Origin of the sequence: Herbiconiux moechotypicola, assembly GCF_024979255.1 — a bacterium.
GTDB classification, from domain to species: domain Bacteria; phylum Actinomycetota; class Actinomycetes; order Actinomycetales; family Microbacteriaceae; genus Herbiconiux; species Herbiconiux moechotypicola.
Genome location: NZ_JANLCN010000001.1, coordinates 161,020 through 176,603 on the forward strand (window position 1 = coordinate 161,020; position 15,584 = coordinate 176,603).

The window sequence follows — 15,584 nt, forward strand, 5'->3', positions numbered from 1 at the left end:
GGCAGTGTGGACGGTGTTCACATCGCCGACGATGAACCGGCGGCGACGACGAGACGACGACACGGCGACGAGCCCGGGAGGCGGTCATGGTCACCTCGACCCACGGATTCAGTGGATTCAGCGTGCGCGACACAGCGGAGGCGGAGCGGTTCTACCGCGACGTGCTCGGCCTCGAGGTGCAGCCGAACGAGATGGGCATCCTCGGCATCACGCTCCCCGGGGGTGCCACGGTGATGGCCTATCCGAAGGGCGACGCCCACTCGCCCGCCTCGTTCACCATCCTGAACCTCGTGGTGCCCGACATCGACGCCGCGGTCGATGAGTTGACGGCCGCCGGGGTGGTGTTCGAGCGCTACGACACGATGCCGCAGGACGAGAAGGGCATCGGTCGCGGCAAGGCGGCCGGCATGGGCCCTGACATCGCATGGTTCCTCGACCCTTCGGGCAACATCCTCTCGGTGCTCGAGGAGTAGCGCCCGGCGAGCGCGCCCGAGCTCAGCCGCGCAGTGCCGCCCGCAGCTCGATCGACACCGGGTCGACGAGGTCGTCGTAGTCGTGGTGCTTCTTCACGTACGCGTCGACGAACGGGCAGATCGCCACCGCGCGCATCCCGCTCGCCCGCACGTCGTCGAGGGCTCCGGCGATGAGGGTGCTTGCGTAGCCCTTGCCGCCCTCGGCGGGGTCGATCTCGGTGTGCAGGAAGACGCGCTGCCGGCCCACGTCGGCGTACCCCGTGAACCCCACCGCGCGGCCGTCCACCTCGAGCCTGTAGCGGTGCCGGGCGGGTTGGGGCACCACGACGGCAGATGAGGGGGCGTCGGGGGTCTCGGTGTCGCTCATGACTCCAGCGAAGCAGACCCGCCCGGGATGCGCCAGCGTCAGGCCGGTGGGGCGGGATGCGCGGGGTGGTCCTCCCGCGGCCACACACCCGAGCTGCCCCGGCGGTGGCTCCCGACGAGGTGGGTGTCGACGAGTCCGGCCGCCTCCATGAGCGCGAACATCGTGGTGGGTCCGACGAAACGGAACCCCTTGGCCTTGAGGGCGGCGGCGAGCGCGATCGACTCCGCGGAGGTGGTGGGGATCTCGGCGAAGGTCGACGGCCGCGGTGTGGTCGCCGGCTGGAACGACCACACCAGCCCGGGAAGGCCCCCCTCCACCTCGGGGTCGTCGCGGAGGGCGACGGTGGCGCGCGCGTTGCCCACGACGGCGAGGATCTTGGCCCGGTTGCGCACGATGCCGGGGTCGGCGAGCAGCCGCGCGAGGTCGTGGTCGTCGTAGCCGGCGACCACGTCGGGGTCGAAGCCGTCGAACGCGGCGCGGAGCGCGGGCCGCTTGCGGAGGATCGTCGCCCACGACAGCCCCGCCTGGAACCCCTCCAGGCTCAGGCGCTCGAACAGCCCGCGCTCGTCGCGCACCGGCAGGCCCCACTCGGTGTCGTAGTAGTCGCGCAGCAGCGGGTCGACGGATGCCCAGGCCGGCCGGGCGAGACCGTCGGGCCCCACGATGACCCCGGTCGCGTCGTCCACATCCTCTAGTATTGGGGAAGCCCCCCGTGGGGAGGAACACAGCATCGGAGGACCAGGAATGAACGTGCTCGCCGCTCTCGGAGCCATCCTGCTGTTCCTGGTCGGAATCCTCCTGTTCGGCATCCACGAAGACGCCTGGGTGTTCTTCGCCGGCATCGTGTGCGTGTCGGCGTCACTGGCCGTGTGCTTCCACGTGCTGCCGAGCCAGCGCCGGCACTGAGTTTCCACTGAGCCGGCGGCGGGCCTTCGGCTCGGCCGGTTGCGCCAGGATTGCCGTGACGGCGGGCCTTCCCAGAACGACCGGATGATCGCCACACTGGAGCGGTGACCGATCTGCTCCGCACACGGGTGCTCGACGCGCTGCTCACCGTCGCCCGGCGCCCGCTGCGGGTGCGCCTCGACGGGTTGCCGCGGTCGCTCTGCGCCGTGGTGGTCGTGCTCTGGCTCGCGTGGATCGCGGCGGCGGTCGTGCTCCTCGTGCCGGGTGCCGTGGAGCCGTTCGCCCCCGAGACGCTCGGCGGCGCGGCGGTGCCGACCGACGACGACTCCTTCCTCGTCGTGTGGACCGTGCTGCTCGCCACGAGCGCGCTGAGCTCCGGCGCCGCCACGGTGCTGCTTCAGCTGCGCGCCGGTGCCGACGCAGGCCGCGACCACGAGCGGGTGAGGCGCACCGTCGTGGCCGCACTCGTGGCACTGGGCACGGCGCTCGTGCCCGCGTTCTTCCTCGTGGGCGCCGGGTCGCTCCTCGCGGTCGGCGTCACCCTCTGGCTGGGGTTCGCCGCCACCGGGCTGGCACTGGCGGGCGGGCTCTCCGGGCGCATCCCGCTCATCGTGTCGGCCGGCGCCGCGGCCGCCTGCGCCTGGCTGCCGCTCGGGCTCGACGCGCTGGTCAGTGTCGTGCCGCTCTCCATGGTCTCCAGCTACGCCATCCTCGGCTCGGCGGCGGTGGCCGTGACGGGGTTCGTCACCATCGCCGGAGTGGCCTCCGCCGCCGAGTCCGCCAACGCGACCGCAGGCAGTGTGGAGCGGCGTCGCGTGCGCACCCTGCCCACCGCGCTGGTGCTCGCTGGGGTGCTCGTCGTGCTGGTGCTGCGCTACACCGTGCTGAACGAGGTCTTCGGCGAGGCCGAGTCGGAGCTCTGGAGCCTCCGCACCTGGTGGTCGTGGCCGCACGCCGCCGTCATCGCGGCCCTCGTCGTCGTCGCGGCCCTGCGCTCCGCATCCGCCCCGTTCTCCTCCCTGGGGCAGCGCACGGTGACGGTGCTCGTCTCGATCTCGGCGGGGCTGTCGAACCTCGTGCTCGTGGTGCTCTCGGTGGTGCTCTTCGCCGTGCTCTTCGTCACCGGCACGGTCTCCGATCCGAGCGGGTACCTCGGTCTCGTGCACCTCGTGAGCCTCGCCGTGCTGCTGATGGTGCTCGTGATCGTGTTCCGCCGCCGCTACCGTCGCAGCACCGGCCGGGTGGGAGCAGTGGTCGCACTGGTGTACCTGGTGCCGTTCGTCGGCAGTCTCGTGCTGGGGCTCCGCGACCGGGGCGTTCCCGTGTTCTGGGCCTCGCCGACGCAGGTCGTGGTGCTGCTGGTGCTCACGGCGACGGCCCTCTTCGCCGTGAGCCTGGGGCGACGGCGACCCGTCGACCACGGGATGATCCTCCGGCTGGCGGTCATCCCGGTCGCCGCCGTGCACGCGGGCGAGCTCATCCCGGCGGTGTGGGACGACGCGCTCTCCCGCCCGGTGGTGATCGTGCTCTCGCTCGCGGCGTTTCTGCTGCTCAGCCCGCCCCGGCATCCGGATGCGCGCGTCACCGCCCGCAGACTGGTCGCGTCGAGCGCGCTGCAGGTCGCGATCCTCGGCACCTTCGCCACCTCGGTGGTGCTCGACTACGACGCGCAGCTGTTCACCGTGGTCGCCGTCATCTGGCTCGCCGTGCCGGTGAGCGCGATGCTGGTGTGCCGGGCGACCGCACCGCGCCCCGTGGAAGCGGAACCGGAGGCGCCTCAGGAGACCAGTTCGGCCAGCGCCTTCTCGATGCGCCTCTGACGCGTGGCGTCGGTCTTCGCGCCCTCGACCGAGAGCACGATGCGCCGCTTGTTGCTGTATGACAGGGCCGCGAACGCACTCGCCGCGTCGGCATCCGTCGCCAGCGCCGCGGCGAGGTCGGCAGGCACCTCCACCTCGCGCGGCTGGTCGTCGACCACCACGTCGACCTCCACCTCGTCGCCGGCACCCACGCCCGCACCGGCGCGATTCTCGGCGCTCAGGGCGATGAGGAACCGCCCGGTGTAGAACACGATCGAGCTGCGATAGCTGTAGTCGCCGAGGGTGACCACCACCGGGATGCGCTTGCCGTGGTCGAGGGCCTCCACGACGCTCTCGGGCACCGGGATGCCCGTGTTGTTCTTGCCCGAGGCGAGGATCGTGGTGGTGAACTTCATCTCAGGCCGCTATCCCGCGCGCGTCGAGGGCGTCCTGCACGATGGTGAGGCCGTCGAGCCCCGGCATCTTGGCGATGTGGGCGTCGATCTTCGCGGCCTCCTTGCGGCCCTCTGGACCGCCCATGAGGTGGCCCATGACGTGCTTCACCTCGTCGTCGGTCATGACGCCGGAGCCCACCGGGCCCCAGAAGTTCTTGAGGGCGAACCGGGCGAGCACCTGGGCTCGCTTGGACTTGCCGAGCCGCTCACGCGCCTGGGTGGCGTAGAAGGCCACGTGCCGGGCCTCCTGCTTGGCGATGCGCCGCAGCAGCTCGGCGAGCACGGGGTGCTTCTCGAGGTCGGCCAGCCGGTTGTAGGCGGCGACGGCCGACCACTCGTTGGCGGCGCCCCACACCATGTGCACGGCGATGAAGCCCGAGCCCACGATGTTGCCGAGCAGCGACTGCTTCACAGGGTCGAGGCGGTCCTTCCAGCCGAGCTTGAGGCGGGTGGCCTTGAGCTCGTCGAAGTCGACGATCACGTCGTGCTCGGCCAGCACGGCCGCGAGGGCTTCGCCGTGCCAGAACTCCTCGCGGTTCCACATCGTCATGAAGGCGGTGACGTCTTCGTCTTTGTGCGAGGGGGTCACGAGCATGTCGCGCAGGTAGCACACCGTGTGGTATTCGATGTCGCACATGTAGCGCAGCGACCGCAGCGTGCCCTCCGGCAGCGGGTTCTCGCGGAACACCGAGAAGTCGAGGTCTTGCCAGGCGACCTTGGTGGAGGTCTCGGTGTACTTGTCGATGTCGAAAGCCATGGCGGTTCGGTCAGCGCGGCTCGTGGCCGGCCTTCCGGTCTCCTTCCTCGGAGCGGGCGGGATGCGCCGGCGACGCGTCGGGCAGCAGGGCCAGATTACCGGGAACGACCTGACGATCGGATGAACGTCTGGTCCAGTCCTCCACCGTCCACTTGGTGCGCTGGGCGTGCCGGTAGAGGGCGGTGTCGGGGTTGACCACGGAGGCGTTGCCCACGAGCTTCAACCAGGCGACGTCGGCGAGCGAGTCGCCGTAGCCGTAGGACTGCGTGAGGTTCATGCCGTGCGCGTCGGCGTACTCGCGCAGCCACGCGGCGCGGGCCTCGTCGACCAGCGGCGGCGTGGCGAGGTAGCCGGTGAGCACGCCCTTGGTGGAGTGCATCTCGCCCGCCACCACGTCGTCGAAGAAGCGCGCGAACGGTTCGGCGGCCGAGCGGGTGGCTCCGGTGACGAGCACGGTGCGGTGCCCGGCGGCGCGATGCTGGGCCACCCGGTCGAGCGCGTCGGGGATGGCGCGCGAGAGCATGGCGGCGCCGAACTGGCCCTGCACGAGCCGCTGCAGCTCGTCGACCCGGATGCCCTTGTAGCGGCGCACGAGGGTGCGGATGAACTCGCCGCGGTCGCGGTGGTCGACCCGGAGGTACTTCGGCACCGAGAGCATCAGCGAGGCGAACTCCTGCGGCCACTGGGCCTTCGGGATGAGGCCGAGCCGCACCCAGAGGTACTGCTCCACCAGGTTCGACTCCACCACGGTGCCCTCGAAGTCGAACACGGCGAGCACGTCGCTGCGCACGGGCAGTGCGCGCTTGGCGCGGGCCCGGCCGGCCGGACGGTTGGCGTAGGCCTTCGTGAGGCCGGTGATGGCGGGGAAGTGGATGGTCTGGAAGTACTCGTGCCAGTCGATGTCGGCCACATCGAAGCCGCGGTCGGCTTTGAGCTCGTCGGGGATCGAGCGGTGCAGCGCGAGGGCGTTGCGGTCGTCGAAGATGAGCTCGGTCTGCACGTAGGCGCGGTAGAGCTCGGCGAAGTAGCGCAGCTGCTCGAGGCCGCGCTGGCGCTGGTGCAGGGTCTGCGTCCAGGCGCGGGTGCGGTGCGTGGACGGCATGCGGGCCACGGCGCGGTCGGCCGCGCCCGTGAGTCGCTCCTGCATGCGGAGCGTGCGCTCCACCGAGCGGCCGCCCGGGAAGCGCCAGGACGGCACCTCGATGGGGCCGTCGTCGTGCGGCATGGGGTTCTTGGTGAAGAACTCCTTGACGTTCTCGTACATGCTGTGGAACGGCAGCGGGTTCCGCGCCCCCGACACGATCTGGTAGTACTTCGGCTCGTCGACGGGCGCCGGGGTGACCGCGGCGGCGAGGATGGCGTTCACCACGAAGTCGACCGGGATGACGTCGAGCACCGAGTCGGGTACGCCCGGGAACTCGGGCAGCTGGCCGCGGCCGTAGGCCATGATGAGCGGGTCGGCCACCTTGAAGCCGTCGAGCCAGCCCGGCACCGGGTGGCGCAGCGCGCTCTCGATGATGGAGGGACGCACGATGGAGAGCCGGTGGCCCGCGGTGCCCCAGAGCTCTTCGGCGGCGCGCTCGGCGAAGGCCTTGGTGAGGGTGTAGACGTCGGTCCAGCCGAGCGACTCGGCGCGGATGCGGCCGTGGTCGACCAGTCGCTTGGTGACCCACTCGATGCGGGCGGCCTCCGCATCCTGGGCCACGGCCTGCGGGCCCACCTTGCCCAGGCGCGAGCGCGAGTCGGCGAGCAGGCTCCGCAGCACCTCGGGCTGACGCGAGGCCATCTCCACGCGGCGGCGCGCCGACTTCGCGGCCTCGTTCTCGGCCCGCCAGTCGATCTCGTGCTCGAGCGAGGCCTCGAGCGACACGCCCTTGCGCATGCCGCCCACGTAGGCGGTGGAGACGTGCACGACGTGCGGGTCGGAGCCGGAGGCCAACAGTGCGCCGTAAATGCCGGTGGCGCCGTCGACGTTGGTCTGGAAGGCCTCGTCGATGGGCGGATCGAACGAGACGGTGGAGGCGCTGTGGATGACGACGTCGATGTCGCCCGGCAGCTCGCCCGGGTTCGCCAGGTCGCCCTGGATGACGGAGAGGCGCTCGCGCACGACGCGCTCGACCTCGGCCTCGCCGACGAGCTCCCGCCAGGGCCGGAACACCGGCTTCTTCAGCAGGGTCTGCAGCCGCGACTCGCCCGTGGTGCGCGACTTCGGGCGGATGAGCAGCGACACGCGGGTGTCGGGATGCGCGGAGAGCAGCCGCTCGAGCACGGCCTGGCCGACGAAGCCGGTGCCGCCCGTGAGCAGCACGTGTGCGCTGCCGAGGGTGAAGTCGGGGAAGGCGGGGCCGGCCTCGGTCTGGTCGATCGAGGTCGAGTCGCTCATGCGTGGTCTCCGTCGTGCTGCCTGGGGGTGGTGGTGGATTGGGGTTCTGGCCGGCCGATGGGCGGCCTGCGTCGGTGGGCGATCGAGGCGGCGGTGCGGCCGATGCGCCTGGCCAGCCGCGCTCCGGGCCCGCCCGGTGTGAGCGCCGCGGCCCGTGCATCCGCCACCAGACTGAGCTGTTCGAGGCCCGGGAGACCTCTCACCCTCCCGTCGACCTCGGTCGCCAGCTGCCCGTCGAGGAGGTGTTCGTAGAAGAAGGTGGTCTCGGATGTGGCGAGGCTCGACGCGCCGATCGGCCACGCGATGCGGCGCAGCCCCCGGCGGGCCAGTGAGCGGGCGCGCTTCGACCCGGCGAGCCGGCGCTCGGTGTCGGCCACGACGAAGAGCCGGTGCCTGGCCTTGACGGTCGCCACGTGCTCGAGCAGCGCCACGAGCACGGGATGCGGGTCGAGCTCGGCGAGGCGGCGGTAGGCGGCCTCGACGATCCACTCGTCGACGGTGACCGAGGCCAGGTGCAGGGCGATGACGTCGGTGCCGATGGAGTTGGCCCGGAACGACTCGACGATGGGCGTGGCCCGCTCGGCCAGCTCGAGGCCGAGCGCCCGCAGGCGGGGGAGCTGCTGCACCTGCGCCGCGAGCGACTCCTGACCGTGGGCCTTCACGATCACCTCGAAGCTGTCGGCGATCCAGTACTTCTCGAACGCCCAGGTGGTGAGGAAGGCGGTGACCCTGGCGTCTTTGTGGGTGGGGGTGACCAGCACGTTGCGGAGATAGGTCATGGTGGAGCGCTCGAGCTCGCGGGCGTAGGCGAGAAGGCGCACGGTGGCCGGGTCGAGCGGGCGCTCGGCGAACGCCTCGAGGTCGATCTCGGAGCGGTGGCTGCCGACCGCCGTGCGGGCGAACTCGCGCACGTCGAAGCGGCCGGGCTCGACCCCGGTGGCGCTCGTGGTGTGCTCTGCAGCCACAGCTGTCCCTTCGCGTCGGCGGCCTGCTGGGTGGGTGCGCTCGTCGAACGCTACGCACTCCGTAGCGTATCCTAAGCAGCATGGCGACGGCTCTGGTGACCGGTGGCACATCGGGGATCGGTGCCGCCTTCGCCCGAGCCCTGGCGCTCCGCGGCTACCATCTCGTGCTGGTAGCCCGTGACGAGGAGCGGCTCCGGCAGACCGCCGACGCGCTGCTGGCCGAAGGCGCCCCCGGGGTCGAGATCATCTCGGCCGATCTCTCCGTGCGCGCCGATCTCGACCGGGTCGCCGAACGACTCGAGAGCACCGAGAAGCCCGTCGACTTCCTGGTCAACAACGCCGGCTTCGGCATCCACGGCTCGCTCATCGCCCGCGACACGAGCGTGCACGAGCGGGCGCTGTCGGTGATGTGCCTCGCGGTGCTGGTGCTGGGCGGCGCGGCCGGCCGGGCGATGACGGCGCGGCGCCGTGGCACCATCCTCAACGTCTCGAGCGTCGCCGGCACCATCGCCACCGGCAACTACTCTGCCGTGAAGGCCTGGACCACGGCGTACACCGAGGGACTCGCCGTCGAGCTCAAGGGCAGCGGCGTGCAGGTCAGCGCGGTGCTGCCCGGCTGGGTGCGCACCGAGTTCCACGAGCGGGCGGGCATCCGCACGAAGTCCATCCCGTCGTTCCTCTGGCTCGACTCCGACGAGCTCGTGGCCGAGACCCTGCGCGACGTCGCGCGCGGCACGGTGCTCTCGGTGCCGTCGGCGCGCTTCAAGGTGCTCTTCTTCTTCACGCGCCACCTGCCCCGGCGCACCATCCGGTGGATCTCCGGCCGGATCTCCTCGAGTCGTCGAACACCGGAGGCCGCCCGATGAGCGACACGTACGAGCACAAGCACCTCATCCGCGCCCCGAAAGACCGCTTCACCTCCGGCGTCATGGCCGGCATGCGGTTCGTGGCGCAGCGCATGCTGCTGAAACCCGTCGTGTGGTCGGTCACCCGCGTGAGCGTGCGCGGCAAGGATGCGGTCAAGGGCGTGCAGGGCGCGTTCATCGCGGTCGCGAACCACTCCAGCCATCTCGACGCCCCGCTCATCATGTGCGCGCTGCCGCGGCGGCTCGGGCGCTACCTGGCGGCGGGAGCGGCGGCCGACTACTTCTTCGACATCTGGTGGCGGCGCATCCTCACCTCCCTCTTCTTCAACGCCTTCCCGATCGATCGCACGGGAACGGCGGCGCGCCAGGGCGTGTCGAAGAAGCTGCTCGGCCGCGGGGTGCCGCTGCTGGTGTTTCCCGAGGGCACCCGCTCGAAGACCGGCCAGATGGCGGAGTTCAAGGCGGGGGCGGCGGCCTTGTCGATCTCGTGCGACGTGCCGTGCGTGCCCGTCGCGATCGTGGGCGCGAGCCTCGCCATGCCCCGCGGGCGCAACTGGCCCATCCCGGGCCGCCCACCGGTGGCCGTCGTGTTCGGCGAGCCCATGCTCGGCCGTCCCGGCGAGACACCCGACCAGTTCTCGGCCCGCATCGCGCGGGAAGTACGCCGGCTGCACGAACGGGAGGCGGCGACCGCCGAGATCCCGTCGCTGCCGGCGATCAGGCGCACCCGCGCCCGCAGCACCACGAAGGGAGCCGCATGACCGACGTCAAGCACATGAAGTGGTGGGGGTGGGGCCTCGAGGGTGTCGGCTTCCACTTCGAGGACAAGCCGGAGTTCGCGCCCTTCGTGAAGAAGGCCGTGGGGCTCGACGTGAGCGTGCCGCCGGTGCCGCCGCTGTCGTTCGACCAGCTCACCGTGCCGCCCGTGCGGCTCTCGCCCTCGTTCGAGGCCGAGCTCGTGGCGATCGTGGGCGAAGAGGCCGCGTCGACCGCCGACGAGGTGCGCGTGGTGCACACCTACGGCAAGTCCATCCGCGACCTGCTGCGCATCCGCCGCAACGAGATCGCGCGGGTGCCCGACATCGTGGTGTATCCCGGTGACGAGTGGGAGGTGCAGCAGATCGTCGACGCCGCCGTCGCCGAGGGCGCCGTCATCATCCCGTTCGGCGGAGGGTCGAACATCGCGGGCAGCCTCGAGCCGCTGGTGGGGGAGACCCGCAGCATCGTGTCGCTCGACCTCGGCCGGCTGAACCGCGTTCTCGCGATCGACGAGTACTCGGGCCTCGCGCGCATCCAGGCCGGCGCTCAGGGCCCCGACATCGAGGAGCAGCTGAACGCCAAGGGCTGGACGATGGGGCACTTCCCCGACTCGTTCACGCACTCCACGCTCGGCGGCTGGGTCGCGACCCGATCGTCGGGCATGCAGAGCGACAAGTACGGCGACATCGCCGACATCACGCGGGGGCTGCGGATGGTGCGCCCCGGCGAGATCGTCGAGCTGCGGCCCCTGCCGTCGACCTCGACCGGGCCGTCGGTGCGCGAGATGATCATCGGCTCGGAGGGTCGCCTCGGAGTCATCACCGAGGTGACGGTGCAGGTGCACCGGCAGCCCGAGGTGCGTGAGGTGCAGGCCTACTTCTTCCCCACCTGGAAGGCCGGGCTCGCCGCGATGCACGAGATCGCGGAGTCCGACGCCTCGCCGTCGATCACCCGGGTGTCGGATGCGCGGGAGAGCGGCTTCTCGCTGGCCACCCGCAAGGCGTCGAAGGGCGTGTCGGGGGCCGCGCAGAGCGTGCTCATGTCAGTGCTCAAGCGCCGCGGGTGGAATCTCGAGGAGATGTGCCTGTCGTTCATCGGTTATGAGGGCACCGCCTCCCACGTGTCGTACGAGAAGAAGCTCGTGGGCGCCATCGTGAAGAAGCACGGAGGCATCGGCGTGGGCAAGGGCCCGGGTGCCCTCTACGACCAGAAGAAGTTCGACACGCCCTACCTCCGCGACTTCTTGCTCGACCGGGGTGCGGCCGCCGACGTGTCGGAGACCGCGGCGCCGTGGTCGAAGCTGCAGGAGGTCTACGACGCCACCCGTGCGGCGGCCGATGCCGCCTACGAGGCGCTCGGCGTGCACGGCTGGATCATGTGCCACCTCTCGCACTCCTACCACTCGGGCGCGTGCCTGTACTTCACCTTCGCCTTCGTGCACGGCGACGACCCCATCGCCCAGTACGAGGTGGTGAAGCAGTCGATCCAGCAGGCGTTCCAGGATGCGGGCGGAACGCTGTCGCACCACCACGGTGTGGGCGTGGAGCACGCGCCGTGGATGGAGCAGGACATCTCGGTGGGCGGCGTGAAGCTCATGCAGGGACTGTTCGACTCTGCCGATCCGGCCGGGCTGTTCAACCCCGGCAAGGTGCTGGGGCCCGCGCAGGCGACGCCCGAGTCGGTGGCCGCGCTCCGGGCCGCGGCGCCCCGCGCCGACGTGGCGGAGGTGCCGGCGCCCTAAGAGCGGTCGGCTCCCTGGGGGTGGTCGGCCGTCTCGCCCCCGGTAACGGGTGGGGTGAGGGCGGGCCAGAGGAGGGTGAGCAGGCGGTCGGCCCACTCCTCGTCGGGCTCGCCGCCGCGGATGACGTGGCCGACGGCGGAGCCGAGCAGCACGCTGACCACGAGCTTCACGTCGAGGCCCGCGCGCAGGTCTCCGCGCGCGACGGCGTCGTCGAGGAAGGCCACCAGCTGGTGGCTGCGCATGCGGATCATGTCGCGAAGCTGCTCGGTGAACGGGGCGCCGTCGTCGATGAGGATGGCGGCCACGGTGCCGCGGCCGACGATCTCTTGCACTCGCACGCGGGCGGCGCCGAGCAGCCAGTGCAGGGTGTCGTAGGTCGACATGCCGCTCGGCAGGGTGACCTCGGTGGTGGCCGCGTCGATCGCGGCGCCGAGTAGGGCCTCGCGGTCTTCGTAGCGGCGGTAGATGGTCGTCTTCGCCACGCCCGAGGCGGCGGCCACGGCCTCCACGTTGATGCCGCCCGGCCCGCGGTCGCGCAGCAGCTGGAGCGTCGCCTCGACGATGCGCCGGTCGGCGGCGTCGCGGCCGTCGGAGGGCCCCGCACCGTCTTCGACGCTCATGGGTGCAGTCTATCGACGACGGCCACGCGCATCCCGTGGCGGTTCAGAGACCCCGGTCGACCATGTCGAGCAGGCGCTGGGTGGCGTAGTCGACCATCTGGTCGTCGAGCCCGCGCAGAGGGCCGTCGATCACGAGCATCCCGAGCCCGTGCACCGTCGCCCAGGCCAGGAACTCGGCGTTGGGGCGGCGCTCCGGTGGCAGCAGGCCCGCCTCGACGAGCCGGTCGAGCGCGAGACCGACGAGCTGGAACGGCGTGAGACCGTTGAGGCCGGCCTTCTCGGGATCGGCGGCCCGGCGCAGGTCGTCGGGCACCGTGAAGGCGGTTCTGAACAGGCCGGGCTGCTCGCGGGCGAAGCCGATGTAGCCGAGGCCGACGGCGCGGAGCATCTGCCGGGCGTCGCTCTCGAGGTCTCCGGTGCCTGGATGCGCGTCGAACTCCGCCTGGATGCGGTCGGCCGAGAACCCGAGGCAGACGTCGGAGACCGCGTGCAGCAGGGCCTCCCGGTCGGCGAAGTGCCGGTAGGCGGCGTTCGGGGAGACTCCGGCCCGCCGGGTCGCCTCACGGAGCACGACGGCGGAGGGGCCGCCCTCACGGGCCATCTCGACGCCCGCGGCCACGAGGGCGTCGCGGAGGTCGCCGTGGCGGTAGGTGGAGCGGGGGGAGCTCTCTCGCGAGTCGCTCATCGGTCGTGGGGTCGTGCCTTTCCTGGTGACGCGGCCCTCGCGGGGGCGGGGTCGTGCTTCTCGATGGGGTGGCGCTGCTTCGCGCGGTGCTGCTCAGTGTAGTCATGCGCGACGGTGCCGCCGCCGGTCATGACGCCGTGCGACGGTCAGTCGGTGCCGTCGGCGATGGCGTTGAGCACGAGCACCGCGGAGTCGTTGGCGCCGATGGCGTACTCGTTCGTCTCGTCTTCGGCGCAGAGCTGCCCGGTGGCGATCTCCTCGATCTCGTCGACGAGGCGGCGCACCGAGCGCAATTCGTTCTGGGTGGCCGCGGAGTCGGGTCGGGAGGACTGCAGCGCCGAGAGCGAGTCGCTCAGCTGTTCGCGGTCGGCGAGGGCGATCGCCGCGTCGGAGAGTGCGCGGTCGCGCTCGTCGGCGAGGATGCCGATCTCGGCGCGTGCGTCGGTGAGCTCGCGTTCGAGCCTGGTCACGTCGGCGGAGGCGGCGGTGGTGGTGGCGGCGGCCGCGTCGGAACCGGCGGATGCGGCTGCGGCCGCGGCGGCGGCGGTTGCTACCTCGAGCTCCGCCTCCAGCTCGGCGATGCGGGCCCGCGCCTCGAGCAGTTCGAGGTCGGAGGTGCCGTCGGCGAACACGACCGCGCCCGCCGCCGCCTCGGAGGCGGCCCGGGCCTCGGCGAGGTCGGACTCGAGGAGTGCGGCGCGGGAGCGCTCGGCCTCGAGCTCCGAGGTGTCGGAGGCCGCTTCGCGGGCCTCGGCGAGCTCGGACTCGAGTTCGCCGATCCGCGAGCGCGCCTCGTCGAGCGCGCTCGCGGCGAGTTCGTCGGCGCCGGCCGCGGCGCTCGCGGCGGCTTCGGCGGCGTGGTCGGCGGCAGCACGGGCCGCGGCGAGCTCGGTCTCGAGTTCGGCCACGCGGGTGCGGGCAGCGGTGAGTGCGTCGTCGCCGTCGGATGCCTCGGCCGTGATGGCCGCGAGAGCGGCGGCGTGCTCGGCGCGCAGCCGCTCGCCCTGCGCTTCGGTCTCGGCCTGGGCTGCCGCCAGGGCCGCGGCCTGCTCGGCCCGCGTCTGCTCGAGCTCGGTGGCGAGCTGCGCCCGCTCGGCCTCGATGCGTTCCACCTCGGCGGCGGCCTCGCTGCGCTGCTCGTGCGCGGCCGCCGCGGCGGCGCCCCTCAGCTGCTCCGACTCGGCCGCGTGCGCGGTGGTGAGCTGCTCGATCTCGGCGGCGTGTGCCGACCTCAATCCCTCGAGCTCGGCCGCCTGCGCGGCCCGCAGCTGCTCGTCGTGCAGTCGCAGCGCATCCGACTCGCTCGCGTGCCCGGCCCGGAGCTGCTCGGTCTCGCCTTCGTGCGCGGCCCGCAGCTCGCCGAGCTGCGTCTCGTGCGCGGTGCCGAGCTGCTGCAGCTGCGCCTGGTGCGACCCGCTGAGCTGCTCGAGCTGGGCGGCGTGGGTGGCCCGCACCTCGTCGAGCTGGGCGGCGTGCGCCGAGTGCAGCCCGGCGATCTGGTTCTCGTAGCCCGAGGCGAGCGCCTGGCGCTCGTCGGTGAGCCGGGTGGTGGTGGCGGTGAGCTCGCTCTGGAGGGCACCGGTCTCGGCGGCGAGTTGCGCCGTGAGGGCGCCGGTCTCGGCGGCGAGCTGCGCCTGGTGGCGTGCCGACTCGTCGGCCAGCTGCGCCTGCAGCGCACCGGTCTCGGCGGCGAGCTGCTCGCGCAGGGCGCCGGTCTCCGCCGCGAGCTGCGCCTGCAGCGCTGCGGTCTCGGCGGCCAGCCGTTCGTGGAGCGCCGCCAGCTCTGCCTCCCGCTGGCGCAACGCCTCGGCGGTCGCGTCCAGGCTCGCCTGAGTCTGCTCGTAGCGCGAGGTCATGGCCGCGAGGGCGTCGCGGGTCTCGGCGAGCTCGCGTTCGGCGTCGAGCCGGGCGGTGTCGCGCACCCGGCGGTCGTCGATCACGAGGCCGAGCTGAGAACGGATGATCTCCAGCGGATCGTCGTCGCCCTCCACCTCTTCGGCGGGCACGATCTCGGGGGCCTCGTAGGCGGGATGTGCGGTGGGGTCGACGAAGTGGTGGCGGTAGAGCTCGTCCACGATCGCCTCGTAGCGCGCCCTGAACTCGGGACTGCCGATCTTCAGCGATGCCCCCACGAACGACAGTGCGGTGCGGTCGCGACCGCTCAGGGTGTATGCGGTCGAGTCGGCGTCAGACATGATGCTCCTACTGGCCTCGCGGATGGGGGGCTGCCGCGGTCGTCGCGGCTCGTCGTAACCAGGGTAGCCGGGTGCGGGGGTGCAACGGTCAGCGTTCGTGGAGGCACGGGATGAGCGGGGCGCCTCAGAGGTCGTCGTCGCGGTCGTGAGGGGTGTCGAGACGACCGGTGAGCCGGTCGATCTCGCGGCGCTCGCGTTTGGTCGGCCGGCCCGCGCCGCGGTCGCGCACGGGCACCGCTGCGATGGTCTCGCGCGGGGGTGGCGGGGGAGTGAGGTCGGTGAAGTACTCGGCCGCGGCGGAGGCGGAGCCGCGTTTGGTGGACAGACCCGTGACCTTGAGCACCCGGTCGAACCCCGAGATGCGTGCTCGTACCTCGTCTCCGGGGCGCACCGCTTGGGCGGCCTTGGCCCGTTCTCCGTTGAGACGCACGTGGCCGGCGCGGCAGGCGGTCGTGGCGAGGGTACGGGTCTTGTAGACGCGCGCGGCCCAGAGCCAGCTGTCGAGCCGGACGCTCTGCTCCTGCACAGGTACTGCCATCCCGACAGCTTTCCACACTCTTCGGTGGGAGCGATCGAGATCGCCCGCGCCGCCTAGGCTGAGCGGGTGCCTTCC

At 71.8% G+C, this 15,584-nt stretch carries 16 protein-coding genes; 6 read left to right on the forward strand and 10 right to left on the reverse strand.

Annotated features, from left to right (window positions below; all coding sequences use genetic code 11):
* Positions 1-86: 86 nt before the first annotated feature.
* Positions 87-473: a VOC family protein gene (locus N1031_RS00770; protein ID WP_259477678.1), complete on the forward strand. Its 387-nt coding sequence runs from the start codon at positions 87-89 to the stop codon at positions 471-473.
* A 22-nt stretch (positions 474-495) separates the two neighbouring features.
* Here the strand turns inward: N1031_RS00770 and N1031_RS00775 are convergent, their stop codons facing one another.
* The gene (locus tag N1031_RS00775; protein WP_259477679.1) at positions 496-840 is read right to left on the reverse strand and encodes a GNAT family N-acetyltransferase; all 345 of its coding nucleotides are present in this window, start codon (positions 838-840) and stop codon (positions 496-498) included.
* A 38-nt stretch (positions 841-878) separates the two neighbouring features.
* Positions 879-1,571 carry a DNA-3-methyladenine glycosylase I gene (locus N1031_RS00780; RefSeq protein ID WP_259477680.1) on the reverse strand — a complete coding sequence of 231 codons (693 nt, stop codon included), beginning with the start codon at positions 1,569-1,571 and terminating at the stop codon, positions 879-881.
* A 13-nt stretch (positions 1,572-1,584) separates the two neighbouring features.
* Here N1031_RS00780 and N1031_RS00785 point away from each other — a divergent pair, with 13 nt between their 5' ends.
* Both N1031_RS00785 and N1031_RS00790 read left to right on the forward strand, forming a co-directional pair.
* On the forward strand, positions 1,585-1,746 hold the full coding sequence (locus N1031_RS00785; RefSeq protein WP_259477681.1) for a hypothetical protein: 162 nt from the start codon (positions 1,585-1,587) through the stop codon (positions 1,744-1,746).
* Positions 1,747-1,850: 104 nt separating this feature from the next.
* On the forward strand, positions 1,851-3,566 hold the full coding sequence (locus N1031_RS00790; RefSeq protein WP_259477682.1) for a hypothetical protein: 1,716 nt from the start codon (positions 1,851-1,853) through the stop codon (positions 3,564-3,566).
* Here the strand turns inward: N1031_RS00790 and N1031_RS00795 are convergent.
* From N1031_RS00795 to N1031_RS00810, 4 genes are read right to left on the reverse strand one after another with little or no spacing between them, the layout of a single operon-like run.
* Positions 3,524-3,961, reverse strand: coding sequence for a YdeI/OmpD-associated family protein (locus tag N1031_RS00795; protein WP_259477683.1), 438 nt, complete (start codon positions 3,959-3,961; stop codon positions 3,524-3,526). The genes N1031_RS00790 and N1031_RS00795 overlap by 43 nt on opposite strands.
* 1 nt (position 3,962) lies before the next feature.
* Complete coding sequence (locus N1031_RS00800) at positions 3,963-4,757, reverse strand: ferritin family protein (protein ID WP_259477684.1); 795 nt, start codon at positions 4,755-4,757, stop codon at positions 3,963-3,965.
* Between the two features lie 10 nt (positions 4,758-4,767).
* Positions 4,768-7,140: an HAD-IB family hydrolase gene (locus N1031_RS00805; RefSeq protein ID WP_259477685.1), complete on the reverse strand. Its 2,373-nt coding sequence runs from the start codon at positions 7,138-7,140 to the stop codon at positions 4,768-4,770.
* Positions 7,137-8,105, reverse strand: a complete 969-nt coding sequence (locus N1031_RS00810) for a hypothetical protein (protein WP_259477686.1) — start codon at positions 8,103-8,105, stop codon at positions 7,137-7,139. Before N1031_RS00810 ends, N1031_RS00805 begins: the two co-directional genes overlap by 4 nt.
* An 80-nt stretch (positions 8,106-8,185) precedes the next feature.
* On the opposite strand from N1031_RS00810, the gene N1031_RS00815 reads away from it, so the two are divergent.
* From N1031_RS00815 to N1031_RS00825, 3 genes are read left to right on the forward strand one after another with little or no spacing between them, the layout of a single operon-like run.
* Positions 8,186-8,971: an SDR family NAD(P)-dependent oxidoreductase gene (locus tag N1031_RS00815; RefSeq protein ID WP_259477687.1), complete on the forward strand. Its 786-nt coding sequence runs from the start codon at positions 8,186-8,188 to the stop codon at positions 8,969-8,971.
* Positions 8,968-9,732 carry a lysophospholipid acyltransferase family protein gene (locus N1031_RS00820; RefSeq protein WP_259477688.1) on the forward strand — a complete coding sequence of 255 codons (765 nt, stop codon included), beginning with the start codon at positions 8,968-8,970 and terminating at the stop codon, positions 9,730-9,732. The genes N1031_RS00815 and N1031_RS00820 overlap by 4 nt, the downstream gene beginning before the upstream one ends.
* The gene (locus tag N1031_RS00825; protein WP_259477689.1) at positions 9,729-11,471 is read left to right on the forward strand and encodes an FAD-binding oxidoreductase; all 1,743 of its coding nucleotides are present in this window, start codon (positions 9,729-9,731) and stop codon (positions 11,469-11,471) included. Before N1031_RS00820 ends, N1031_RS00825 begins: the two co-directional genes overlap by 4 nt.
* Here the strand turns inward: N1031_RS00825 and N1031_RS00830 are convergent.
* The 4 genes from N1031_RS00830 to N1031_RS00845 form a co-directional block, all read right to left on the reverse strand.
* Complete coding sequence (locus N1031_RS00830) at positions 11,468-12,091, reverse strand: TetR/AcrR family transcriptional regulator (protein ID WP_259477690.1); 624 nt, start codon at positions 12,089-12,091, stop codon at positions 11,468-11,470. The two genes, N1031_RS00825 and N1031_RS00830, sit on opposite strands and share 4 nt — an antisense overlap.
* A gap of 43 nt (positions 12,092-12,134) precedes the next feature.
* Positions 12,135-12,776, reverse strand: a complete 642-nt coding sequence (locus tag N1031_RS00835; RefSeq protein WP_259477691.1) for a TetR/AcrR family transcriptional regulator — start codon at positions 12,774-12,776, stop codon at positions 12,135-12,137.
* 146 nt (positions 12,777-12,922) lie between these two features.
* On the reverse strand, positions 12,923-14,971 hold the full coding sequence (locus tag N1031_RS00840) for a coiled-coil domain-containing protein (RefSeq protein ID WP_259477692.1): 2,049 nt from the start codon (positions 14,969-14,971) through the stop codon (positions 12,923-12,925).
* 124 nt (positions 14,972-15,095) lie between these two features.
* A complete protein-coding gene (locus N1031_RS00845) occupies positions 15,096-15,509 on the reverse strand; it encodes an Hsp15 family ribosome-associated heat shock protein (protein ID WP_259477693.1) in 414 nt (137 codons plus the stop codon).
* Positions 15,510-15,584 lie beyond the last annotated feature (75 nt).